This is a genomic window from Yersinia massiliensis (genome assembly GCF_003048255.1).
Lineage (GTDB): Bacteria > Pseudomonadota > Gammaproteobacteria > Enterobacterales > Enterobacteriaceae > Yersinia > Yersinia massiliensis_A.
Window position 1 is genome coordinate 1,848,247 of record NZ_CP028487.1, and the last position, 24,377, is coordinate 1,872,623.

Genomic DNA, 24,377 nt, shown 5'->3' on the forward strand with positions numbered 1-24,377 from the left:
ATGAACATACTTTCTCCTGCATTAGCGGCTAATCGGCCGATCAGTTTGCCGGAATTACTCACTAGTCGAGAGTCACGCCAGCATCGGCAACAAGCTTGGCTGGCGCGCCATCAAGTGAGCTTGATTTCACTCACTTTAGTGGCCCCCGGCGCGGTGAAAGATAACCCCTTGACGCGCAAACTGTTTGCGTTGGCATGGCAAGCCATTATGACGCTAAGCCAACAGCAGCACTGGCCGGTATTACAGCAGGAAGTATTCCCGCTGCCGACCGGTTGCGAAGGCTTAATTGCGGTTGATCTGCCAGCAGAACACGTGAAAGACGCGGCGCTGTTACTGGAGTTAAAGCACCCGCAAGGTCGGTTATGGGATATCGATGTGCTGGATGCCTCTGGTCAGATCCTATCGCGCAGTGATGTGGGTTTACCGCCTCGCCGCTGCTTGCTGTGCCACCGTCCCGCCAATGTTTGTGGGCGAGCGCAAACTCACAGCATTGATGAATTATTGGCTCAGATGGAGTTGATGCTCAATGCCACAACTGCAACGCACTGATGAGTGGCTCTCCTTCACTGCGTTGCCGGTGGGGGAGGTGAATGAGGCGGTTGATTTTGCCAGACACTGGGGCGGGCTGGCTTATCGAGCCATGTTGACCGAGGTGAATCTGACGCCGAAACCCGGTTTGGTCGATCGCAACAACTGCGGCGCACATCGGGATATGGCACTGATCGATTTCTATTACAGCGCCGATGCGATAGCGCCGTGGCTACCGCGTTTTATCGAACAGGGTATCAACCATCACCATTTGTGCGGACAGGCAGCACTGAACAATTTAAGGCCACTGGGGTTGGCATGTGAAAACAGCATGTTTCGTGCCACTGGCGGCGTGAATACCCATAAGGGCAGTGTTTTCTCGTTGGGACTGATCTGCTGTGCACTTGGGCGGCTGAGAGCCCGCGCTGAACAGATCGATGCTGAGGCTGTTTGTCAGGAAGTGGCGCATCTGTGTCGTGGGTTAACGCAACGCGAACTGTGCCAAACCAACCCGCAGCAAACGGCAGGCCAACGTCTGTTTTATCAGCATGGACTGACGGGGGCGCGGGGCGAGGCAGAATCAGGCTTCGCCACCGTATTGACCCATGCCTTACCGGTGTACCGGCGGTTAATCGCCGAAGGTACGCAACCTGATCACGCCTTATTGCACACCTTGCTGGTTTTGATGTCCGTCAACCGCGATACCAATGTGGTTTCGCGTGGCGGTATGGCGGGGCTGCAATGGCTACAACAACAGGCGACAGACATTCTGACTTCACACTCATCGGCAGGGATGGGTTGCCCACTCAGCCAGAGGCGAGTGCGGGAGTTTGACGCCCAATGTATCGCTCGCAACCTGAGCCCCGGCGGCAGTGCTGATCTGCTGATCTTGACCTGGTTGCTGGCGCAGTTCCCTCACCATCCCTCACACAAAAAATAATAACGGTGTTATAGGAGTCTCTTTATGTTGAAGTCGCAAGAGAAATTATGGAAAGCGCTCGCGCCCTTTGTGGTGTTGGCCGTTCTGCTACTTATCCCGACCCCAGAAGGTATGCCACCTCAAGCTTGGCGCTATTTTGCGATTTTTGTTGCCATGATTGTGGGCATGATTTTAGAACCTATCCCTGCCACCGCGATAAGTTTTATTGCCGTGACAATTTGCGTGCTCAGTTCTGACTGGGTGCTGTTCAGTGCTGCTGAAGTGGCCGATGCGAGCTTTAATGGCGGCAAAGAGTCGCTGAAATGGGGGTTGGCAGGGTTCTCGAGCACCACTGTCTGGCTGGTATTCGGCGCGTTCATTTTTGCTCTCGGCTACGAAGCCACAGGACTGGGCCGCCGTATCGCTTTGTTCATGGTGAAGTTTATGGGCAAACGCACCCTGACGCTGGGTTATGCCATTGTCATCATCGATATTCTGTTGGCACCCTTTACGCCATCGAATACCGCCCGTACCGGTGGCACTGTGTTCCCGGTGGTTAAAAACTTGCCGCCACTGTTTGATTCATTCCCCAATGACCCTTCATCACGACGCATCGGGGGTTATTTGATGTGGATGATGGTGATCGGGACCAGTATCAGTTCTTCCATGTTTGTCACCGGCGCAGCTCCTAACGTGCTGGGGATTGAGTTTGTCAGCAAAATTGCCGGTGTTCATATCGGTTGGATGCAGTGGTTCTTGGCCTTCCTGCCGGTGGGCTTAATTTTGCTGATCGTTGCACCCTGGCTCTCTTATGTACTGTATAAGCCTGGCGTGACCAAAAGTAATGAAGTCGCGGCTTGGGCGCAAACAGCACTGGCAGAAATGGGGCCACTGACGCGCCAAGAGATGACGCTGATTGGTTTGGTGCTGCTGAGCCTGAGCTTATGGGTGTTTGGCGGTAAGTTTATTGATGCCACCACTGTTGGCTTACTGGCTGTTTCGCTGATGTTGGCCTTGCATGTCGTGTCATGGAAAGACATCACCAAATACTCCAGTGCGTGGAACACCTTGGTGAATTTGGCCACCTTGGTGGTGATGGCGAATGGCCTGACCCGCTCTGGTTTCATTGATTGGTTTGCTAACACCATGAGTACCCATTTGGATGGTTTCTCACCCAATATGACCGTGGTGGCGTTGGTGCTGGTGTTCTACTTCTCCCACTATATGTTTGCCAGTTTATCGGCTCATACCGCGACTATGCTGCCAGTGATTTTGGCGGTCGGTAAAGGCTTGACCGGTGTACCGATGGAGCATTTATCGATGCTGTTAGTGTTGTCTATCGGGATCATGGGCGTGCTAACGCCGTACGCAACCGGCCCTGGTGTGATTATCTATGGCTGCGGTTACGTGAAATCGAAAGATTACTGGCGGTTGGGCGGGATCATGGGGGTGTTCTATATCACCATGCTGTTGCTCGTCGGTTGGCCAATCATGAGCCTGTGGTACTAATGTGTTCTGAGTGCTGACAGGGCTTCACGCGAGTGGGTAGGCGTCTAATATTGTGGTCGCGAAGGTTAGCAGCTACTATAAGAGCCGATGAATCAACAAGATTAGGATGATGTGTGACCTCGGTATTTATTCGTAACTTTACCTTTGCCGCACTACCCGCTAGCGGTTTGAATGGTCAGCCACAGTTCCACGGACTGTTGGCGAAATGCGATTTTGATGTCAATGAGTATCGGGATGAGCTGTTTGCCGTTTATGGCATCGCCTTTCCCGGTAACTTGCACAAGGCCGTGACGAAACGGCGTGCGGAATATCTGGCGGGTCGTTTTGTGGCTCGCCAAGTTTTGAATATGCTGGAAATTCGTGATTATCCGCTCACAAACGGAGCCGGTCGCGCTCCACAATGGCCAACTGGCCTCATCGGTAGTATCAGCCACAATAGCCAACGTGCATTATGCGCGGCTCAGGTGGTCACCCCCGCTGTTGGGCCATTAACGGAAAGTCGTATCACTCATGGTATTGGGTTGGATATTGAAGGGCTCATTCCGGTTGAAAGGGCGGCAGACTTGTGGCCCGGCATCCTCAGTGAAGAAGAGTATCGCCAATTTCAGCAAGGCCCATTACCGTTCAACCATTTACTGACATTGGCTTTTTCCGCGAAAGAGAGCTTATTTAAAGCGGTTTATCCGCAACTGGGCCGTTATTTTGATTTCCTTGAGGCACACCTCACCGATTATTCGTTAGACACGGGGCGTTTTGAGTTGCAGCTCTTGCGCGGTTTGAGTGATGAATTCCCAGCAGGTCGTTGTTTTAATGGTTGTTTTACGATAACTGACAACGATATTCAAACCTTCATCGCTTATTAATTTTATTATTCAAGCGTTTTGCCTTCAATTTTCATGATTAAAAATTGGATATTTCAAAATAGATCAGCTAAATATTTTGCTACCCGCCATATTTATTTGATAGGAAATCATGAAATATATTGTGCTCACTATTTTTATCCTGTGTGTCGCCTATGTCCATTTTCGAGGGAAAGTTCGGTATAAATTCTGGCGGCAACTTTCAGATCATTCGACATTTGTCTCTCCTCTGAATGTGTTTATGTACTTATTCTCTCGCGTTCCTACGACGCCCTATTTAAAACAAGACCTTTTCCCTGAACTGACCATCCTGCGTGATAACTGGCAGCAAATCAGGGAGGAGGGCAAAGCCTTGATGGCGATCCAGCAAATAAAAGCATCAGATAAGTATAATGATGCGGGTTTTAATTCTTTCTTTAAAACGGGTTGGAAGCGTTTTTACCTAAAATGGTATGAAGACAGCCATCCTTCGGCGATGACACTCTGCCCACACACCACCTCATTGCTACGTGAGCTACCGTCTATCAAAGCCGCCATGTTTGCTGAATTACCCGATGGAAGCCGTTTACCTCGACATCGTGACCCCTATGCTGGCTCTTTACGTTACCATCTGGGCTTAATCACCCCGAATGATGATCGCTGTTTTATCGATGTTGATGGCACCACTTACAGCTGGCGAGACGGCGAAGGGGTGTTGTTTGATGAAACCTACATTCACTACGCTGAAAACCAAAGTGGCCAAAATAGACTGATTCTGTTTTGCGATATTGAGCGGCCGATGCGCTACCGCTGGGCGCAATGGGTGAATCATTGGTTAGGACGTAATTTAATGAGTGCTGCCGCGGCACCGAATGATGAAGGCGATCGTACCGGTGGCGTGAACCGGATGTTTAAATATATCTATGCGGTGCGCAAGGTGGGTAAACGCTTAAAAGCGTGGAATCGCCGAATTTACTATTTGATTAAATGGATCCTCTTTGGTGGCATTGCCGCGCTGATATTTTATGCGCTGTAGTTTCTAAGTTGCAGTCGACCCGCAAGTCTGGGGGCTGCATAGTGGGTTTATCCGCAACCTCAGGAGTGAGTCTTCCACTCACTCCTTTTTTATGGATATAGGGGCATCAGCCTATTCCTCACTGGCTGATGCCCATAAAATTACAGCATAGAAATGATGCGACGCAGCAGCCGAATACGCGGCAGAATAGAATCAATTTGCAGATACTCAGCTGTGCTGTGGAACCCCGCTCCGATAGGGCCAAGACCATCTAACGTTGGGATACCCAGCGCGGCGGTATGATTGGCATCGCTGCCACCTCCGACAGCCTGCCAGGTAATCGGGATACCTTCGGCTTTACCCGCTTCCTCAACCAACGACATCAATGATGATGTGTCATCACTCGCGGCCATCGCGGGTTTATGAGTGACTTGCTCTAATTTGGTGGTTACGCCGTCGAGAAAACCCTTCGCGCACAACTTATTCATGCTCTCGTTGATGCGGTCATACTCTTCGTTTTCCCAGAAACGAACATCCAGCTCGGCGATGGCTCGGTCAGCTACTACGTTTGCGGCGCTCCCCCCTTGGACGACGCCAACATTCAGTGTCGTACCCCGGCTGAGGTCCGTCAGCCCATTGATGGCGATGATAGCGTTTGCCAACGCGGTCACTGCGGAACGTCCTTTTTCTGGATCATTACCGGCATGGGCGGCAACGCCGGTGAAGGTAAGATGGTAGCCCACCATGCCTTTACGGGCTTTGACCAGTGAACCATCTGCGCGTGCCGCTTCACAAACCAGCACCACACGGGAGCGTTTTGCCAGTTCACCAATCCACTCATGGGAGTAGACCGAGCCGGTTTCTTCATCTGGGTTCATGGCGATGGCGATAGAAAGACGTGACTTGTCTACAGCATCCAGCTCGCGAATGGCCCATAAGATGTTGAGTAATCCACTTTTCATGTCGGCGACACCTGGCCCATAAAGGTATTCGGTATCTCGGCTCATGGGGCGCTCAGCGACGGTTCCTGCTGGAAATACCGTATCAAGATGACCCACGAGCAGAACATCAAAATGGGTTGCCTGTGGTTTATTCGTGACCAACAGCCCTGGCCCCACTTTATCGCCCAGAGGAATCTGTTCTGTATTCCAGCCTTCTTGTGTCCACAATGCTTGCATGCGTTCAGCAACGGTTTTGACGCCTTCTAGCGTCTGCGTTCCACAGTCGACGTTCACCAGTGTTGCCAATTCTTCGATATAGCGCTCAATATTCATATGACATCCTGTTCTAGACAATAATTCGCATCAGCAACATGGCTAAAAATGCATTAAGTACGGAAATACCAATCATTAGCGGGATACGTTTGCCGCTGGTCCCGATCACACCCAAGATGCGACCAAGGTATTGCACTTGTGAACCCATCAGATAAATGGCGGGTGCGAGGATAGCCAAGTGTTCGCCGGTAATGATGCCTTTATCAAACAAGCCGATAGCAACACCAATGCCACCCCCCATCGACATCCAACTGCCGATCAATACCGCAGCCGCTTCACCGGGTAACCCAAATAACCCCATTATCGGGGAGAAAATCAGGCCTAGCCCTTTTAGCGCCCCCGTGATTTCCAGCGCTTTAATAATGATAAACGCCATAACGACATTTGGCAGGGTACTCGACGTGGCAATATTCCAGCCTTTACGGGCACCGGCAACAAACACATCGGTGATAACGGGATTGGAATTCGGAGTGCTCATCACGCTTCCCCTTTCGCATCAGTTTTAACGGATGCATCTTTGTCGATAAATTTTAGGATGAGACGCAGGATATTGGCCCCAACGATTTTCATGGTAAACATCACCACAATGCAGGCGCCGATAGAGGTCGGCACGGCGGCGGTACCGTCAACGGCAACTAGCGTAAAGAGAATGGCACCGGAGGAGAAAAAGTTAGTGATCATCGCACCTGCTGAAAACTGAAACATGGCGAAAACATCTTTCTCTTTTTCGGTTATCTGGCCTTCATCCGCTAAGTTGCGGGTGAGTGATGCACCGACATCGGTACTTTGCAGGCTGCCGATCATGGCAAGGCCAGTATTGCCAGGGAGGCCTAACAGTGGGCGCAGCATCGGTGTCAGTAACTTACGTGCTGCGCGTAATGCGCCATAATGCTCCAGCACATTGATCATGCCTAGGGCGAACATCACCGCAGGAATTAGCCCCAATGCGAATAGGAAACCATCCATTGCACCATTACCGCCGGTGCCGCGAAAAGCACTGGTTGCGGTGACCAGTGTGTCACCCTCGAGACTGGCTCGACTGACGACTTTACCAAATGCGCCATTCAACGTGGTGAAATCAAATACGCCATACCACTCTTGTCCTCCGAGTAATCCTGAAAAAAAGACCGCTGCGAAGGCCAGCGCAAAATAGGCACCCGGGCCGACTTTATTTTCCTCTTTGTTTACATCCATTTATTTCTCCTTGATCACTAATGGCTTTAAGTCTGAGGAAAATATAGGGGGTAAGTTATCGTAAGAATATGACCCTAATCATTGAATTATAAGGGGAGCTACTAACATGTGTTAAAATGTGACATGAAATACACTCCCTATTGCCACCGTAATAATTAGATATTTAATTTTTAACGAAGGCTAAACAATTAATACCCAATTATTTTAAGTAATAAAAAGAGAAGGCGGGTGAGGGGAGAATTATCTTATTAATTGGATGATGAAATAAGATAATTCTTGTGGTGTATATTGTGTTGAATCATCCTATTTCGCACTATTCACTTGGCGTCATGCCATGTTGAATTTTGATGTCATCGGCTTCAGGGGAAACTAAAAATTGTAGCAGTGCTTTTGCAGCGGTAGCATCCTCGGAATATTCGGGTATGGCACCGGAAAAACAGGTCGTCAATTGAACTTCCGGCGGTAAGTTTTCAAGTATTTTTATACCGAGTAGAGGAAGCAGTTCGCTCAGTTGTTGAAAACCGATATCTACTTTACCGCTGGCAATCAGCGAACCCACAGAAATTCCTGGGGGAGCAACAACTAATTTTTGACCTAGTTGCGTTTCTTGCCCCCAACGAGTGAATATCTGCTTCAGATGATCGCCACTGGGGCCCGTTGAGCAGCCGATGGATTTTGCCCCCAGTAATACTGTTCTTAATGCCTCCTCGTTACTGATATCCGGCGTGGGGTGGTCTTCATGAACAGCCAGCGCCATTTTACTCAAGGCGATGTTAACCGGCGGGCTAAATTGTACTGAGGTTGCCAATCGCGTAATAGCAGGTAAGGCGAGTATCACGATATCGAACTTTTCACCTACAGTGACTCGCTGTACGGCAGTAACACCGCCTGTGCTTTCAAGCCTCACTTGGGTGCCCGTCAGCTTGGTATAATCTAAGATAAGTGCTTGGAGAAGACGAGATGTGGCCATTGAGCAAATAACCTTTAAGACGTTAACTGCTGCTTGCCTAGAATTATCCATATCACTATTCATCATTTCATTTTTCCTATTAGGAATACTATACCTTCAATGACATGTCACTTATTGACATGACTTTTGTTAATATAGTATTCCAGTCAATAAAATTCCCCGGCGTTGCTATTAATAACAAAGCCTATGCCTGTTGCAAAAGCAACATTCAAATACGTTAATAATGAAGTTGTTAATATAATGATATTATTCAGTACGTACTATTTTAAACTAGTCCGATAAATGTCCACCAAGCATAACCAATGGTTATTGTGATAATGAAGCAGACCATGGCAATGACGGCACCTGATATCCACCATTGTTTAACATCGCTGTATCCTGCGCCAAAAATAATGGGTGCTGCACCACCTCCGTAATGTGTTAATGACCCACCGTAAGAGTTAGTGGCTGCCAGTAATAACGCCAGTGCCATAGGGTCGGCACCCGCCACTTTACCGACGGTGAAAAATACAGGTAGCATGGCAATAGTAAATGAACTCGCGGAAGCAAAGAAATAACGAATAGCGATACTCACAAAGCCAATAACCGTTAGAACAATAAAAGGGTAATGACCAAAATCAATCTTGTCTTGTATCAACTCCGCTAACCAGTCAAATACTTTTGCTTTATTAAGTGCGCTGGCAAGCCCAATGATTCCACCGAACCATAATAATGTATTCCATGCGCCTTTCGTATTGAGGAAGTCATCCCATTTAATCACGCCACTCAACACACATAGAATCATGGCAACAATGGCGATTGCCGTCGCCTCAATTTTAAATGTGATACCAAATACCTGTGACAGAATTGAGGGAAGGGCCCAGCCAAGTAGTGCAGTAATAAAGATCCCGACCAGAATTTTTTCTTTCCTTGTCATTTTCCCCAGTTCTTTTAGCCCCTCAGAGGCAATTCTTTCATTATCGACCTTGGTTATCTCAGGTTTATCAAGCCAGTAGCCAACCGCAGGGACGATAAGTAAGAGTAAAACGCCGGGTACAATCATGGCCAATGCCCAAACACCCCAATCGAGATGAACATCCAAAATACTGTTGGCAAATTCTGCCACGAGCAAATTCGGTGCCATCGCCGTGATGAAGATAAAACTACTGACTTTCATCACGAAGTAGATATTCGACATTAAGTATGAACCGGCTTTTTTAGCTGTTTCACCGGGTTCTGAACCAAGGGCTTTCACCACGGAAAGAATAATAGGGAAGACAATTCCGCCACTGCGCGCAGTATTTGATGGCGTAACGGGGGCAATCACAAACTCAAGAAAAGCCGTGACGTAGCCTAAACGCAGTGTCGTGCCGCCAAAAAGCCTGATCATATGAAAGGCGATGCGCTTACCTAGGCCCGTTTTCACGAATGCGACGCTAATACCGAAAGCCGCGAAGACTAACCAAACCGTCGTTGTTGCGTAGCCCACCAGAATCTGACTGGTGTTATTTAGAAATAATCCTGACAGACCCACGACTGACAGGAGAATAACCGGTTCAGGGAAGGGCCTTAAAATAAGCCCAATGATTGCAGTGATGTAGAAACCAAATAATCGCCAGGCATCAACCTCAAGACCCGCAGGAGGGGGGATGAACCACATCACCAGCGGGACTGCGATCAATATGCCTGTTTTCCATAATTTCTCATTCATAACAGTATCCTTTCGGGTGCAATCAGCAAACTATCTTGCCGCGAATACGCCACGGTCAGTCATTGAGATCAGTCAATGAACGGATGTACTGCAATCCTTTTGCTGAGAGCTTGTCCCGCATTTGATAAATGTCTAAACCCAGTTCGCCGCGAGATAAACGTTGGCGTTTACTCTCTTCTTGGATGAGACGCTGTTGCGCAGCATCGGCAACCCATGCGCCTTTTTGAAGAGGGACAATGACCACGCCGTCATCATCCGCGACCACGATATCGCCCGGATGCACTAACTGCCCCGCACAGATAATGGGCACGTTGACCGAGCCAATGGTCTCTTTCACGGTACCTTGCGCGAAAACTAAACTGGACCAGACCGGGAAGGACATTTCCCTGAGCGTTTGGCTATCGCGTATACCAATATCCCCAACCAGCGCCACCACGCCACGCGCCTGTAATGATGTTGCGAGTAAGTCACCAAAAAAACCGTCGTAGCAAGGGGAGGTGGGCGTGACCAGTAGCACATCACCGGGTTGGCACTGTTCTACTGCAACGTGGAACATCCAATTATCCCCCGGAGAAACCAAGACAGTGATGGCATTTCCTGCAATGGTGACACCTTGTTGAATGGGGCGAACGCGATGCTCAAGTAACCCCATGCGACCTTGCGCCTCATGTGTGGTTGCTACACCAAAAGTCTGGAAACGTGCGAGTAACGCTGGGTCGCTACGCTCAATGTGGGTAACCACAATCCCTTTTCTATTGATGTCACTCATGACAGAACCTCCGTCACGCGAGGGAAAATGCTCTGATACCCTTCAGCGTGAACTAATGCTCTCTGGGACGTAATACCGACATTGCGCTTAGCTTGAACACCACGCTGCAAGGCGACGCGGGTGTAGTATTCCCACAGATGTTCTTGCCCAGCCATGCATTGGATTGCGGCGTACTTTTTATCCCATACTGAGGTGATATCGAGCAGGACATCCGGTTTCCAGCCGCATTGCTCGGGTTGATGTGGTTCGAAACAATACACGGGGGGAGCCCCAATGATATTTTCGCCGGGCCGATAACCTTCTGCTTGGGCAATGATTCGTGCTTCTTGGGTCAGGCTGGCGGCAAGAGGATGATCATAATTATAGGGGTCAGCGAGAGAGTGCGTCAGTACGAAGTGAGGCTGAATTCTGCGATACACATCGGCTAATTTGAATAGCGCCTGTTTGTCGGCCCGCAATGGATAATCGCCAAGATCAAAATATTCGATACTGGCACCTAAAATATCGGCCGCAGCTTGAGCTTCTTCTTGTCGCTGCTCTTTAACCGAGGCTTCAGTCATTTGCCCTTTACGCCAGAGTTTTGCCGACTCGCCGCGCTCACCATAAGAAAGGCAAACAATATGAACTTGGTAACCTTGCTCAACATGCAGGGCGATTGCTCCACCTGCTCGCCAAACAAAATCTGCTGAATGTGCACTGACTACTAGGGCACTTTTAGGGGTAGGACTCGTCATAAACTTCTCCTTTTATCCTGCTTATTCGTCAACGTTATTCTTCCATGATGATGTCAAGGCGGGATAATGCGTTTAGTTGCCATCGCTATGAGTTTTATTTAATGTGGTGAAAGAGGCGGTATTGGTGGGACAGTCAAATTGAAAAAGAAACAGGAATACAAATTATTTAATATCATGCAGATAAGAGCATTCCTGCGAGTTGCACAAACCGGAAGTATCTCTCAGGCGGCACATAATTTATTTCGCACTCAATCTGCGATAACGCGTTCAATTCGTGAGCTTGAACACATTTTAGGCGAGTCGCTATTTGAACGACATTCAGCAGGGATGTTATTGACGGAGCAGGGAAAATCTATTTTACCGCGAGCGATTCAGATACTTGATGAACTCCAGCAAGTCCCACCATTGATAGATGATACAGGCTCCGATTTTTCTGAACCGCTCTGGCTGTATAACGTTATGCGGTTGAAGATTTTTCTGGCCTTGTATCAGCTGCATTCCACCCGCAACGTCGCCAATTCGTTAGATATCACCTCATCTGCTGTCAGTGCAGCGATAAAAACCATGGAGCAAGGTTGTGGGGCCGTACTGTTTCGTCGAACAGCACAAGGCATGATGCCGACCAAAATGAGCAGAAAAATAGCCCCATCGATAAGCCGCGCATTAAACGAAATACGCCGTATTCCAGAAGAAATTGCGGCGATGAAAGGCATCGTCACCGGAACCGTGCATGTTGGTGCGCTGCCGTTGAGCCGTGCGGGGCTGTTACCCAAAGCGATAATTAACGCGATTAATGCCCATGAGACGATAAAAGTCGCTACCGATGAAAGTGCATTCGATAGACTCGTGAGTGAGTTACGCGGGGGAAATATCGATCTGATTATTGGCGCATTACGTCATGACTCGAGTGTTGATGACCTCGATAAAATCAAACTCTTTACCGAAGAGCTGATTCTGCTCACTCGTCCAGCCCATTTCCTGACGGGCCGAGATTTAATGGCGGCAGATTTTGACAATATTAAATGGGTATTACCGCGAGAGAATGCACCGTCGAGGCATTCGTTAATCAAGGCATTTCGCCGTCTTGGCATGGATGCGCCGCAACCTGTGGTGGAAACCGGTGACCCTACGGTGGTGAGGGAGTTGCTGCTGAGGTCTGATATGGTGGCGGTTGTGTCATCTCACCAATTGGAATATGAAATATCGATTGGGGTGCTAACGCCATTACGAATTCATCTGAATGAAACTCATCGCGACATTGGCATCATGAGCCGCAAAGGTGCGCTGCATTCCCCCGCAACACGCGCATTCATTCGTAGCTTGAAAGAAATTATCCCAGGTGGCCCATCTGGAGCGCTTGAATCGCCCTTTTATTTGTAGCAATACTATTTTAATGCGGGTATACAACATCTATGAAAGGTATATGCCTAATATTTAGGGAGAATCATGATTACTTTAGGTGCGCATCTATTATCAACAAGGACAGGATACACGCATCACGGTATCTATGTGGGTGGTGGTAAGGTTGTTCATTATGCAGGACTTGCAAATGGCCTATCAAAAGGTGCTATTTGCGAAACTGCAATCGAAGATTTCAACCAAAATAGGGACGAAATTATAGTCATAAAACACATCGATGAAGATGTGAGATTTTCACCAACAGCCATTGTGAAAAGGGCAAAAGATCGATTAGGTGAGAATGAATATAATTTGATATTTAATAATTGCGAGCATTTTGCAACGTGGTGCGTGACCGGGAAAGCCGAGAGTCAGCAGGTAAAAAAGAAAATACTCTATACGGTGAAAATATCTAGTGCTGGTTACAATACATACCATGCATATAAAACTGCACAGGCCATAAGTGACCCTCTGCTACGTGCTGCTGCATCAATGACTAAGGGGCAGTTAACACGAAATACGGTGATGAGCGCTGCCAGCAACTCCGCGTTTAGTCACCTTACCGCTGCTGCCAGTGGCCCTTCTATTACCCGTGGTATAGCCGCAACGGCTAGTGGTGTGGGTATGACTACTGCTGCTGTATCGAGTAGCGTTGCGGGTTCAAGCGCGATAGCGGGTATCGTTGGTTCTTCAACTGTTGCCGCAGCAGCGCCAGTTGTCCTAGCTGTGAGTGGCGTGGCTCTAGCTGGGTACGGGGCGATAAAACTCTGGGAATGGATAACAGATTAAAAGTCGCTGTGCTTGGTGCGCTTGCATTTTTTTCGTCTTGATTCAGATGATTTTGAACGTAGTCATGTTTATGGGACTTTCACCATTGTTGTTTGAATAATTGAGGCGAGAAAGGAAAAACTGCTATCCAGATCGTAGCAGCCTATTTTTGGATGAATATGACTTGTCACTGCTACCTAGTACAGCCTCAAAAATTATAGGTATAATCTCGTAAATTACTTAATTGGTTTAGAAACGAAAATGACAAAACTTACCTTACAAGAGCAGATGTTAAAAGCTGGGCTAGTGACCAGCAAAAAGATCGCTAAAGTCCAAAGAACGGCTAAAAAATCACGCGTTCAGGCCCGTGAGGCAAGAGAAGCCGTAGAAGAAAATAAAAAGACTCAACTTGAACGTGATAAGCAGATAAGTGAGCAACAAAACAAAGCGGCTTTATCCAAAGAGCATAAAGCTCAGGTGAAGCAACTGATTGAAATGAACAAAATCGTCATTTTAAAAGGCAATATTGATTTTAACTTCACCGATAATAATTTAATTAAAAAAGTCGTCGTGGATAAGCCTACTCAAGCGCAATTGATTAATGGTCGTCTTGCCATTGCTCGTTTAACTATTGATAACAGTGGAGAGAGTGAATACGCAATCATCCCTGCAAGCGTGGCCGATAAAATTGCCCAGCGAGATGCGAGCAGTATTGTCTTAAATAGTGCGCTTAGTCAGGAAGAGCAAGATGAAGAAGATCCGTACGCTGATTTTAAAGTGCCCGATGATTTAATGTGGTAATGAGCGCGCTTAGAACGGACTAGCATGGCGGGCGTTGATCCGCTCTTCGCTGATGGGATGAACAAAATGCAACTCACTGGCGTGCAACATCAGCCGCGGAACCTGTTCAGTTCCTGATATCAAGCGGCCGCCATACAGGTCGCAGCCCAAAATAGGGTGGCCCAACTGCTGGCAGTGGATGCGTAGCTGGTGGGTTCGCCCAGTCTCAGGGGTTAGCTGTACCCGCGTTAACGGTAATAACGTCCTGTCTTCCAATTCTTGATAAATACGTTCAATGACCCGATAGTGGGAGCGAGCGGGCTTACCGTGAATTGCGCAAATCGACATCAAAGGGAACAACGCCGGGTCTTTAGCAATCGCAGCGTCTATCACCCCTTCGTTATCGTCCAAATGTCCGCAAAGTAGTGCACTGTACTTCTTGATCACCGTGCGTTGACTGAACTGTTGGCAGAGAGCAGCATTAATCGCCTTATTGCGGGCAATGGTCATTAGTCCGGAAGTACCAAAATCAAGGCGGTGGACGAGGGTACAACCGGGGAATATCTGCACAAGCCGATGATGCACTGAATCGAGATTTTGCGGGTTTTTCCCTGAGAGGCTGAGCAGTCCAGCGGGTTTATTGATAAGAACCAGATGATCATCCTGATAGAGCGTCTCTATTTGCTCATGGCACGGCGGGGCGATAAAAGTATCGAAAATCTTAGACATCAGACTGCTCGGATGGAGATTGGCAGCGGATAATAACGAATTTTAAGCCAACTGGCGAATCTGGCTGTTTGTCCAATAAAGTGACTGATAGCAATCTGCCAACGTATAACCGCAGTGACATTTTATCGTGATGCTTTGTGAATTATTCTGGGGAGAGGTGAGCGAAAGATGACAAAACAATCAGGATATTAGAATGCCCCCGATGTTTGGAATGACCGATACCCGTTAGGCCTGATAAGTCTGTTGCCAGCCGAAGCTGCCCGAGGCCATTGTGGAACTGGCAGCTTAGTGCCAAGAGCGGACTTTTAGTATTCAATTAAATTGTCATGCCGTAGCCAATTTGTGTCGATCACTTCAAAGCTACATATAGTTCGTCCTGAACGTGTCCCATAGCCGTTTAAGGACTGTCAAATTAAGTGGGGGACGAGGTTTGGCAATATGTGTTCCATCAAACGTTTTAGCACCAAACCATGATCAGTCCTCAGAAAAATGCACAGTAAGGGAATCCAGATTAATAGCCATTTTGCCTGAATCTAACAGGCGATGTAAGCAGGCAATCACAAGTAAACCATTGTTCCCGAACATTATGATTAACGGATTGCTGATAACTCGGGCTCCAGCAAAAGACTCATATCAAAACCAGTTATCCGAAAACCAAACTCTTTATATAATTTTAAAGCCCTTTGGTTGTCCGGTGATACTCTTAGCTCCACCTCATACGCACCCTGACTAGTCAACTCATTCAGGAACGCACGGATAAAATCCCTGCCCATACCCTTACCCTGAAATTCTGGGATAAGTATTATATCTGATAAAAAAGCTGAGTTATCTTCCAAGCTGAACCACAGATATCCCGCAGCCTGGCCGTCATGTTCATAAGTTCTAAAGTGGTTATTTGGAGTATTGATACCCGCTGGCAAAGCTGTTTTAAATGATTTCGACGTCTCTACTTGGGCTTTTTTACGGCTGTACCGATGATTTGTGATCAGGTCTTCAACATAGTCATTTAAAGAGAGGTCCGCCCAGAGGTCAAACTCGTCGCAACGCATGGGCCTATAAATTGACTTAAGGATTTTTGATTGTTTTGTTTTCAATCTACTGTCTCACTCTTAATAATAACGCATACTCAGCACTTCTCTACCGACTTAGCCATCGATCCACTATGAAAAACTGTATCTTATAGCTTTGCCAACTTAACGTAATCTTGCTGACGCCGAAGTCTGCTCCTCGCTCTGAGCAGACATTACTGAGTCCGCACAGCATTGACTAAAAGGGAACGGGTCAGAGTATCTTTATTGCGCAGCTAAATGCACAACTATAATTAAAACGGTTGTTCTTTTAAATGGATGAAATTATGAGTTCACTCAACATGCATTTCAACATTCTAGCCGGCTACAACGCCTGGGCGAATGAACGGTTATATTCCAGCGTTGGAAAGATTGGAGAAGATGCTTACCGTAAAAACTGCGGCGCTTTTTTTGGGTCTATCGAGGCGACGCTGAATCACATGCTAGTGACGGACAGGATATGGAGACATCGTTTAAACGCATTACCTGAAACAGGGTATCGGCTGGACCAGATACTGTTCAACAGTGATTTTCCCAGTCTGGAAATGGCGCGAAGAGAAGAAGATAAAAAGATCGTTGGTTTTATCATGGGATTATCAGAAACCGATTTAGCTGGCATAGTCTCCTACCGGCGGGCTTCAACACCAGAACTTAAGCAGCAGGTAATCTGGTCTGCTCTGGCTCACTGGTTTAATCATCAAACCCATCACAGAGGGCAGGTCCATGCAATGTTGACCCGCGTATCCGGGGAGGCACCCGAACTGGACTTGCTGATATATCAAAGGCAGCTAAACGATAAATATTAGCTTGGCGATTGACCTGCTCCCTGCCGATCAGTATACCGTGATGGTAGTATTGTTTTGCCAACTTCCGCTCTTCGCTCACAGCAGACCTTCATCTCCAAAATCTTGTCCGCCTCGTTCCAAAAACGGATGTTATGGATGGCTCAATTTAGATAAGTTCACCCGCTCGTATATCGATCCCTATATTCAATTTTACTTGCTCCACTCAGTGAATTTTTATCGTTCGCGAAAGTTTTGTTTTCATGAAACTTACATATTTCGGTGCAGACCGAAGTATCAGACTTTCGTTGGTAATAAACTCATTGGAAATTAACAAAGGAGCTGATCAATGATTGCAGTTATTTTCGAGGCAGAAGCATTACCCGAAGCGCAGGAGCGATATTTTCAGCTTGCTTCTGAGCTCAAGCCACTATTGTTAGACACCCCGGGATTTATTTCTATTGAGCGATTCCAGAGTCTGAGTACCCCGGGGAAATTGCTTTCTTTGTCATGGTGGGAGGATGAGAGCTCTGTGGCTGGATGGAAGCAGAATGTTATGCATCTGGCTGCACAGAAAGAAGGTAAACAGTCGATTTTTTCTTTTTACAGAATCCGTGTTGCAAGCGTATTTCGCGACTACTCTTCTGATAAGGAAGCACATCATCATGTTTAATATTCACGTCATTCTCAGTAATACCCCAGGGGCGCTTGGATCACTTGGCAGCGTGTTGGGCAAAAACGGCGTCGGTCTTGAAGGAGGCGGTGTATTTTCAACATCCGAAACAGCACATGCGAATTTTCTGGTTCAGGACGGCGAAAAAGCCCGCAAGGTTCTCACTGAGGCTGGTTTTGACGTCCATAAAGTGTGCCGCCCAGTGATAAGAAAGTTACCTCAGGAACGTCCGGGAGAGTTGGGGGAGATAGCTGAAACAATTGCCAGGAATGGTATCAACATTCTGGTACAGTACAGCGACCACAGTAACCGACTCATTCTGCTGACGGATGATGATACTCATGCAGCTGAAGTGACGCGAAAATGGGCATTACCCTCTGAATGAACTTTCTGAAAACCGAATATGACAGTGAGTCGGATGACTCTCTCGAAAAATCGATGTCTTTGATTGCTTCTGCCATAGCTGATCCGTCAAGGGTCAGTATTCTGTGTGCCCTGATGGATGGACGCGCGTGGACAGCAACTGAACTCAGTGCGGTGGCAGACATTGCCCCATCCACGACCAGCGGGCACCTTTCCCGACTTCTGAACAACGGGCTGGTTGTGTGCCTGACTCAGGGACGCCACCGCTATTACAGCCTCGCAGGTCATCATATTGCCGCATTGCTGGAAAATCTGATGGGGGTTTCCATGCATACCTTCAAATCCCCTACGACCCGAACGCCGACACATTTACGATTCGCTCGCACTTGTTATGACCATCTGGCAGGAGAACTTGCTGTCAGTATTTACGAGTTTATGTTGCAGGAACGATGGCTTGAGGCTGGGGGCAGTGCACTGACGCAAGCCGGAAAATCCCATTTTCAGCGCATCGGTGTAGTTCTTAACCCGCGACCACGACGCAAATCCTGTTGTGCCTGCCTCGACTGGAGCGAAAGACGTTTCCATCTGGGGGGAGAAGCAGGCTCAGCGCTGATGACGTTTTTTTTACAAAAAGAATGGATAACCTGCACACAGGGATATCGCGAAGTGAACCTAACCTCGAGTGGCATAATTGCCATATATCGCCTGTTCGATTTGAATATGGGCTGAACTCAGATGTTTTAGCATTAATTTTTTAGAATTTCAGTGAGGCCTAATGCTCCCTGTATACCTGATGGCAATAAGTCCGCTCCACGCACTAAGCTGCCTGAGGCATTTGCGGAACGGGCAGTTTCGTGCCAGAAACAGACATCATCGGACCACGAAACAGGGCCTTTTAGTCATGTAATGCGTCTATATTACTGGACATTATTGCAGTAAGGTTCTGAGTAATCTTTTCTATGGGCCAATCCCACCACGCCAGTTTTTCTAGCGTTGCTATCGTTTCATCAGTAAATCGTTTCTTAATCACTTTGGCAGGATTGCCACCAACAACCGCATATGCAGGTACATCAGAAGTCACCACCGCACGTGAAGAGATTATCGCCCCATTACCGATCTTTACGCCGGGCATAATCAGCGCTTTATACCCGATCCACACATCATTGCCGATTATAGTATCGCCTTTGTAGGGCAAATCACCGGCTTGGGGCATGGACTTTTCCCATCCATTCCCGAAAATATAAAACGGGAAAGTAGAGAAGCCAGAAAGTTTATGGTTTGCCCCGTTCATAATGAACTGGACGCCTCTTGCGATGGCGCAAAACTTACCGATAATCAGCTTGTCACCAATAAAAGGGAAATGATAGAGAACGTTGCGCTCGAAGTTTTCTGAGTCCTCTGGGTCGTCGTAATAAGTAAAATCACCCACTATGATGTTTGGATTTGTCACCGTATTTTTGACAAAACAAACCTGAGGAAATCCCTTCATTGGATGTTTATTGGATGGATCGGGTCCGTACATACTCCCTCCCGCTATGAAGGATGCTAATTTTTGAAGGCTAACACATCGTAATGTCAGTAGCCCTGTCCATTACTCTATTTCTTTAGGCCCAATTTGACTGCCAGTCGATGAAGATTACCCGGATCTAATTCAAGCTTTCTTGCCGCCTTAGCCCACACCTGATCACAGTCTACATAGACCTGTTGGATATAATCGTATTGAAATTTACGCGTCGCCTCGCTGAGATTCATCGCTGGTGTTGCTACCAAAGTTTTGATTGGTTCTGCATGAACAGCGCTCTCATTTTCAAACTGGAAATGTTGCGAAAGCAAAATAACTTTACCGTTGCGTGATTCGGCCTGCGCGATGATAACGGCACGATATATGGCATGTTCAAGCTCGCGCACATTTCCCGGCCAACTGGCGGCTTGCAGCATAGCGCGGCAGTCAGAACTCAGCGCAATGCTTATCAGACTGAATTTGACCCGACACTTTTCACAGAAATAGCCAGCCAGCAGCACAATATCCTCCCGACGCTCATTCAGCGACGGGACGAACAACGGGAAGACACTAAGGCGATGATAAAGATCAGCCCTGAATTTGCCATCGGTCACCGCTTTACGCATATCAAGGTTGGTTGCGGCGATAATGCGCACATCAACGGTAAGCGGCTTATCTTCCCCCACCCGCTGCAGATCGCCATACTGCAACACACGTAAAAGCTTGGCCTGCAGCGAAAGCGGCAATTCTCCGATCTCGTCAAGAAACAGCGTTCCTTTATCCGCCAACTCGAATTTTCCTCGCCGATCGTGAATGGCGCCGGTGAACGCACCTTTGACATGGCCAAACAGCTCGCTTTCCGCCACGCTTTCCGGCAGGGCTGCACAGTTCAGATAAATCAGCGGTCGCGCTGAGCGATGCGATTGTCGGTGAATAGCCAGAGCGATAAGCTCTTTACCAGTGCCTGTTTCCCCCATTATCAAGACGCTGAGATCGCAGGGCGCAACAACACCAATCTCTTTTTTGAGGTGCGCTAACGCTGCTGAATCACCAATAATTTCAACCTCTTCATTCTCTTCCGGTCGGCGAGGTGACGGTATAAAAGATGAGGCTGGTTTCTCTAAACGCTCCATCAGCAAGGCATTATTCAATGCACCCGCAGTCAGGCTCGCCAGCACCCGTAATTCTTCATCACTGTACTCATCGAACTGAGTGGCATTCATGCCATCCAGCGTCAGAGCGCCGATCAGCGTTTGCCCGACAAAAAGGGGGATGCCGACGCAGGCGTGAACGTGCAAATCGCCTTGATCGGGAATCAATCCATCATAGGGATCCGGTAAATCGCTGTCGGCAGGAAAGCGCACCACATCGCCAGCGCGCGCGATGGCTTCAAGCCGTGGATGAACATCAAGATTGAATCGACGTCCCATCACATCCGGCGCCAAGCCAGCGGTGGCCAGTGGCCGAAATTGCAGATTTTCGTAGCGTAACAGTGCGGTGGCGTCACAGTTTAGCGCGCTGTGGATGCTGTTAATCATCCGCATAAAACGATCGCGTCCGTTCACACCATTCTGAATATCGACGGCCAGTGCCGCCAGCGTTTCAACAGAAAGAGCCATATTGTCACCCGCACATGAATTGTCTTAATGACAAAGGTAGGCATTGTGTTTAACACAATAGAGAATTTTCCGCTAGAGGCAAATCAACGCGTTAACAAATGGCACGGAATATGCCAAATCTGGTTAGATAATTTTGCGAAGGAATATGACGATGCCAGATAGATTCAAGCAAGCCAATGCTAACTTATCTCTTGATAGTCAAAAAAACAATGACGCTGTCAAAAATACATTATACCTAATAGTCATAATGACAATTTCATTTTATCAATTTTAATGAAAAACCTTTGTAATCAATTGATTGAAAAGTTGGCATGCCATTTGTATTAAACCTAGCATGAGCATTATTTTTTTAATTCTTTTCTGAGGTATAAGAATGGCTATTTTAGTAAAAAACAATATTCATTGGGTTGGCCAACGTGATTGGGAAGTGCGTGACTTCCACGGCACCGAATACAAAACACTGCGTGGCAGCAGTTACAATAGCTATCTCATTCGTGAAGAGAAAAATGTCCTGATCGACACCGTTGATCATAAATTCAGCCGCGAGTTTGTGCAGAACTTGCGTAGCGAAATAAACCTGGCCGATATCGATTACATCATTATTAACCACGCGGAAGAAGACCATGCAGGCGCACTGACTGAGCTGATGTCCTACATCCCGGACACACCAATTTACTGTACCGCTAACGCCATCGATTCCATCACCGGCCACCATCATCACCCTGAGTGGAACTTCAACGTGGTGAAAACCGGTGACAGTTTGGACATTGGTAATGGGAAACAACTGATCTTCGTTGAAACCCCAATGCTGCACTGGCCGGACAGTATGATGACCTATATGACTGGCGATGCCGTGCTGTTCAGTAACGATGCTTTCGGTCAGCACTATTGCGATGAACGCCTGTTCAATGATGAAGTAGATCAAACCGAGTTGTTCGAACAATGCCAGCGCTACTACGCCAACATTCTGACTCCGTTCAGCCGTCTGGTAACACCGAAAATCACTGAGATCCTCGGTTTCAACCTGCCGGTGGATATGATTGCCACCTCACACGGTGTGGTATGGCGTGATAACCCGACTCAGATTGTCGAAATGTATCTGAAATGGGCGGCAGACTATCAGGAAGACCGCATCACTATTTTCTACGACACCATGTCAAACAACACCCGGATGATGGCAGACGCCATTGGCCAGGGGATTAACGAAGTTGACCCAAGTGTGGCGGTAAAAATCTTTAACGTCGCCCGTAGTGACAAAAATGACATTCTGACTAACGTCTTCCGTTCTAAAGGCGTACTGGTCGGCACATCCACCATGAACAACGTGATGATGCCAAAAATTGCCGGTCTGGTTGAAGAGATGACCGGCATGCGTTTCCGTAATAAACGTGCCAGCGCATTTGGTTCTCACGGCTGGAGCGGCGGTGCGGTAGACCGCCTTTCTACCCGCTTGCAGGATGCTGGTTTTGAAATGTCGCTGAGCCTGAAAGCTAAATGGCGCCCAGATCTCGATGCGTTGGAAATCTGTCGTCAGCATGGCCGTGAAATCGCACGCCAGTGGGCGTTGACGCCATTGGTTTCAGCGACTGCCACCGCACCACTGACAGCAAATGTTGAAGAAATGAAAACCTGTGTGGACTTAGGCCCATCTATGCAATGCAGCGTTTGCCAGTGGATTTATGATCCGCAAACCGGTGAACCAATGCAGGAAGTTGCACCTGGCACCCCTTGGAGTGAAGTACCAGAAACCTTCCTATGTCCGGAATGCTCTCTCGGTAAAGACGTGTTTGACGTACTGGCAACGGAGGCAAAATGAGCCACGGTATTGTCATTATCGGTTCTGGTTTTGCGGCCCGCCAACTGGTAAAAAATATCCGTAAACATGACGCACAGGTTCCTGTGCGTATGATTGCCGCCGATAGCATGGATGAATACAACAAGCCCGAACTCAGCCATGTTATTAGCCTGAATCAGCGTGCAGACGACCTCACTCGTCAGCGTGCTGGGATGTTTGCCGAGCAGTTCAATTTAAAGCTCAATGCCAATAGCTGGGTGTCGGATATTGATACTCGCGAGCGCTTGGTTAAATGTGGCAACCAGCAATGGCAGTACGACAAACTGGTTCTGGCAACCGGATCAAGTGCACTGCTGCCTCCGATTCCTGGAAAAGAACTGATGCTGACGCTCAACAGCCAGCAAGAGTATCAGACCTGTGAATCGTCGCTGCGTGACGCCCACCGAGTGATGATTTTAGGTGGTGGCTTGATTGGTACTGAGCTTGCGATGGATTTTTGCCGCGCGGGTAAACAGGTCATTTTGGTCGATAACGCTTCCAGCCTGCTTGCTTCGCTGATGCCTGTAGAAGTCAGCAGCCGCCTTCAGCATCGCCTGAATCAAATGGGTGTCGAGTTGCTGTTTAATCAACATCTTGAATCACTGTCTAAAACGCCTCAGGGCATTAATGCCGCGCTTAGTCATGGGCGAGTAGTTGGTGTTGATGCAGTTGTCGCGGCTATCGGCCTGCGTCCTAATATTGGGCTTGCACAACACGCCGGGCTTGAGGTGAATCGCGGTATTCAGGTCAATCGCCAGTTGCAAACCTCAGACGCAAATATTTATGCGCTAGGGGACTGTGCTGAAATTGACGGTAAAGTGCTGCCGTTCCTGCAACCTATTCAGTTTAGCGCCATGACGCTGGCTAAAAATCTGTTGGGTGCAACCGATGACATTGTGCTTCCCGCCATGTTGGTGAAAGTGAAAACACCTGAGCTGCCATTGCATCTCGCGGGTGAAACCCAGCGCGGTGATTTGAGCTGGCAAATCTTTGCCGAACCGCAGGGGTTGATTGCCAAAGGGTATGATGAGGCGCAGCAGTTGAGGGCATTCATTGTCAGTGAAGCGCATATGAAACTGGCATTTGGATTGTTGCGGGAGTTGCAGCTCTTCTGAGTCATCACAATACGAAAGCTGGTGTTTACGGCCGCCTGTCTGTCATGCAAGGTGCGGTTAAGTATTTTGGCTTCTCTGATGCTGAAAGTACGACAGCAAATCTGGAACTGGTTATTGAGGCGGGTCACTTTGGTATCAGCCCTCCGGAAAAATGGCATCGAATCGGCGTGGCTGCTGTACCACAATGAATCTGTTTGACGCTCACCCTATTTATTAATGGAATGAGATGCTAGCGACATCAGTTCAGCGTAAGTTTCCCTGCAATCCGAGCCATTCACTTTTAGAGGTCACCCGAGATACTAATGAT

At 48.0% G+C, this 24,377-nt stretch carries 25 protein-coding genes and 1 pseudogene; 15 read left to right on the forward strand and 11 right to left on the reverse strand.

Annotation, left to right across the window (positions count from 1 at the left end; all coding sequences use genetic code 11):
- The 5 genes from citX (at position 1) to lpxO (ending at position 4,831) form a co-directional block, all read left to right on the forward strand.
- The gene (gene citX, locus DA391_RS08460) at positions 1-549 is read left to right on the forward strand and encodes a citrate lyase holo-[acyl-carrier protein] synthase (RefSeq protein ID WP_050079758.1); all 549 of its coding nucleotides are present in this window, start codon (positions 1-3) and stop codon (positions 547-549) included.
- A gap of 91 nt (positions 550-640) precedes the next feature.
- Positions 641-1,468, forward strand: coding sequence for a triphosphoribosyl-dephospho-CoA synthase CitG (gene citG / locus DA391_RS08465; RefSeq protein WP_409945055.1), 828 nt, complete (start codon positions 641-643; stop codon positions 1,466-1,468).
- A gap of 24 nt (positions 1,469-1,492) precedes the next feature.
- Complete coding sequence (locus tag DA391_RS08470; RefSeq protein WP_049609517.1) at positions 1,493-2,956, forward strand: anion permease; 1,464 nt, start codon at positions 1,493-1,495, stop codon at positions 2,954-2,956.
- A gap of 113 nt (positions 2,957-3,069) precedes the next feature.
- The gene (locus DA391_RS08475; RefSeq protein WP_050286378.1) at positions 3,070-3,819 is read left to right on the forward strand and encodes a 4'-phosphopantetheinyl transferase family protein; all 750 of its coding nucleotides are present in this window, start codon (positions 3,070-3,072) and stop codon (positions 3,817-3,819) included.
- Positions 3,820-3,928: 109 nt separating this feature from the next.
- Complete coding sequence (lpxO, locus tag DA391_RS08480) at positions 3,929-4,831, forward strand: lipid A hydroxylase LpxO (protein WP_050079756.1); 903 nt, start codon at positions 3,929-3,931, stop codon at positions 4,829-4,831.
- A 140-nt stretch (positions 4,832-4,971) separates the two neighbouring features.
- Here the strand turns inward: lpxO and DA391_RS08485 are convergent, their stop codons facing one another.
- From DA391_RS08485 to galB, 7 genes are all read right to left on the reverse strand, one after another.
- On the reverse strand, positions 4,972-6,084 hold the full coding sequence (locus DA391_RS08485; RefSeq protein ID WP_050872640.1) for a M20 family metallopeptidase: 1,113 nt from the start codon (positions 6,082-6,084) through the stop codon (positions 4,972-4,974).
- 13 nt (positions 6,085-6,097) lie between these two features.
- A complete protein-coding gene (locus DA391_RS08490) occupies positions 6,098-6,562 on the reverse strand; it encodes a YjiG family protein (RefSeq protein WP_019210425.1) in 465 nt (154 codons plus the stop codon).
- Entirely contained in the window at positions 6,562-7,278 is a 717-nt protein-coding gene (locus DA391_RS08495) for a nucleoside recognition domain-containing protein (RefSeq protein WP_050079754.1), read from the reverse strand. The genes DA391_RS08490 and DA391_RS08495 overlap by 1 nt, the downstream gene beginning before the upstream one ends.
- Before the next feature lie 313 nt (positions 7,279-7,591).
- On the reverse strand, positions 7,592-8,248 hold the full coding sequence (locus tag DA391_RS08500) for a substrate-binding domain-containing protein (protein WP_159074559.1): 657 nt from the start codon (positions 8,246-8,248) through the stop codon (positions 7,592-7,594).
- A 265-nt stretch (positions 8,249-8,513) separates the two neighbouring features.
- A complete protein-coding gene (locus tag DA391_RS08505; RefSeq protein ID WP_050286381.1) occupies positions 8,514-9,938 on the reverse strand; it encodes an anion permease in 1,425 nt (474 codons plus the stop codon).
- 55 nt (positions 9,939-9,993) lie between these two features.
- Positions 9,994-10,707: a 4-carboxy-4-hydroxy-2-oxoadipate aldolase/oxaloacetate decarboxylase gene (locus DA391_RS08510; protein ID WP_108087532.1), complete on the reverse strand. Its 714-nt coding sequence runs from the start codon at positions 10,705-10,707 to the stop codon at positions 9,994-9,996.
- A complete protein-coding gene (gene galB, locus DA391_RS08515) occupies positions 10,704-11,441 on the reverse strand; it encodes a 4-oxalmesaconate hydratase (protein WP_019210420.1) in 738 nt (245 codons plus the stop codon). The genes DA391_RS08510 and galB overlap by 4 nt, the downstream gene beginning before the upstream one ends.
- Positions 11,442-11,579: 138 nt before the next feature.
- Here galB and DA391_RS08520 point away from each other — a divergent pair, with 138 nt between their 5' ends.
- From DA391_RS08520 to DA391_RS08530, 3 genes are all read left to right on the forward strand, one after another.
- A complete protein-coding gene (locus DA391_RS08520) occupies positions 11,580-12,821 on the forward strand; it encodes a LysR family transcriptional regulator (protein ID WP_240624797.1) in 1,242 nt (413 codons plus the stop codon).
- 66 nt (positions 12,822-12,887) lie between these two features.
- Complete coding sequence (locus DA391_RS08525) at positions 12,888-13,628, forward strand: lecithin retinol acyltransferase family protein (RefSeq protein ID WP_050286384.1); 741 nt, start codon at positions 12,888-12,890, stop codon at positions 13,626-13,628.
- Positions 13,629-13,868: 240 nt separating this feature from the next.
- Positions 13,869-14,408 carry a DUF2058 domain-containing protein gene (locus DA391_RS08530; RefSeq protein WP_108087534.1) on the forward strand — a complete coding sequence of 180 codons (540 nt, stop codon included), beginning with the start codon at positions 13,869-13,871 and terminating at the stop codon, positions 14,406-14,408.
- Between the two features lie 9 nt (positions 14,409-14,417).
- Here the strand turns inward: DA391_RS08530 and DA391_RS08535 are convergent, their stop codons facing one another.
- On the reverse strand, positions 14,418-15,116 hold the full coding sequence (locus DA391_RS08535; RefSeq protein ID WP_108087535.1) for an RluA family pseudouridine synthase: 699 nt from the start codon (positions 15,114-15,116) through the stop codon (positions 14,418-14,420).
- A gap of 590 nt (positions 15,117-15,706) precedes the next feature.
- On the reverse strand, positions 15,707-16,210 hold the full coding sequence (locus tag DA391_RS08540) for a GNAT family N-acetyltransferase (RefSeq protein ID WP_050079747.1): 504 nt from the start codon (positions 16,208-16,210) through the stop codon (positions 15,707-15,709).
- 260 nt (positions 16,211-16,470) lie between these two features.
- On the opposite strand from DA391_RS08540, the gene DA391_RS08545 reads away from it, so the two are divergent.
- From DA391_RS08545 to DA391_RS08560, 4 genes are all read left to right on the forward strand, one after another.
- Positions 16,471-16,989: a DinB family protein gene (locus DA391_RS08545; protein ID WP_240624799.1), complete on the forward strand. Its 519-nt coding sequence runs from the start codon at positions 16,471-16,473 to the stop codon at positions 16,987-16,989.
- A gap of 325 nt (positions 16,990-17,314) precedes the next feature.
- Entirely contained in the window at positions 17,315-17,638 is a 324-nt protein-coding gene (locus tag DA391_RS08550; RefSeq protein WP_050878785.1) for an antibiotic biosynthesis monooxygenase family protein, read from the forward strand.
- Positions 17,631-18,023: an amino acid-binding protein gene (locus DA391_RS08555; RefSeq protein WP_050286389.1), complete on the forward strand. Its 393-nt coding sequence runs from the start codon at positions 17,631-17,633 to the stop codon at positions 18,021-18,023. The genes DA391_RS08550 and DA391_RS08555 overlap by 8 nt, the downstream gene beginning before the upstream one ends.
- Complete coding sequence (locus tag DA391_RS08560) at positions 18,020-18,730, forward strand: ArsR/SmtB family transcription factor (protein WP_050874635.1); 711 nt, start codon at positions 18,020-18,022, stop codon at positions 18,728-18,730. The genes DA391_RS08555 and DA391_RS08560 overlap by 4 nt, the downstream gene beginning before the upstream one ends.
- 166 nt (positions 18,731-18,896) lie before the next feature.
- On the opposite strand, the gene DA391_RS08565 is transcribed toward DA391_RS08560, so the two are convergent.
- Entirely contained in the window at positions 18,897-19,523 is a 627-nt protein-coding gene (locus tag DA391_RS08565) for a Vat family streptogramin A O-acetyltransferase (protein ID WP_050286391.1), read from the reverse strand.
- 74 nt (positions 19,524-19,597) lie between these two features.
- On the reverse strand, positions 19,598-21,121 hold the full coding sequence (norR, locus tag DA391_RS08570) for a nitric oxide reductase transcriptional regulator NorR (protein ID WP_050874637.1): 1,524 nt from the start codon (positions 21,119-21,121) through the stop codon (positions 19,598-19,600).
- A gap of 373 nt (positions 21,122-21,494) precedes the next feature.
- Here norR and norV point away from each other — a divergent pair, with 373 nt between their 5' ends.
- The 3 genes and pseudogenes from norV to DA391_RS08585 form a co-directional block, all read left to right on the forward strand.
- Positions 21,495-22,937, forward strand: coding sequence for an anaerobic nitric oxide reductase flavorubredoxin (gene norV / locus DA391_RS08575; protein ID WP_108087537.1), 1,443 nt, complete (start codon positions 21,495-21,497; stop codon positions 22,935-22,937).
- Entirely contained in the window at positions 22,934-24,070 is a 1,137-nt protein-coding gene (gene norW / locus DA391_RS08580; RefSeq protein ID WP_108087538.1) for an NADH:flavorubredoxin reductase NorW, read from the forward strand. The genes norV and norW overlap by 4 nt, the downstream gene beginning before the upstream one ends.
- Positions 24,061-24,234: pseudogene (locus DA391_RS08585) on the forward strand (DUF1971 domain-containing protein); the annotation flags it as partial. The gene norW and the pseudogene DA391_RS08585, both read left to right, overlap by 10 nt.
- Positions 24,235-24,377: the final 143 nt, after the last annotated feature.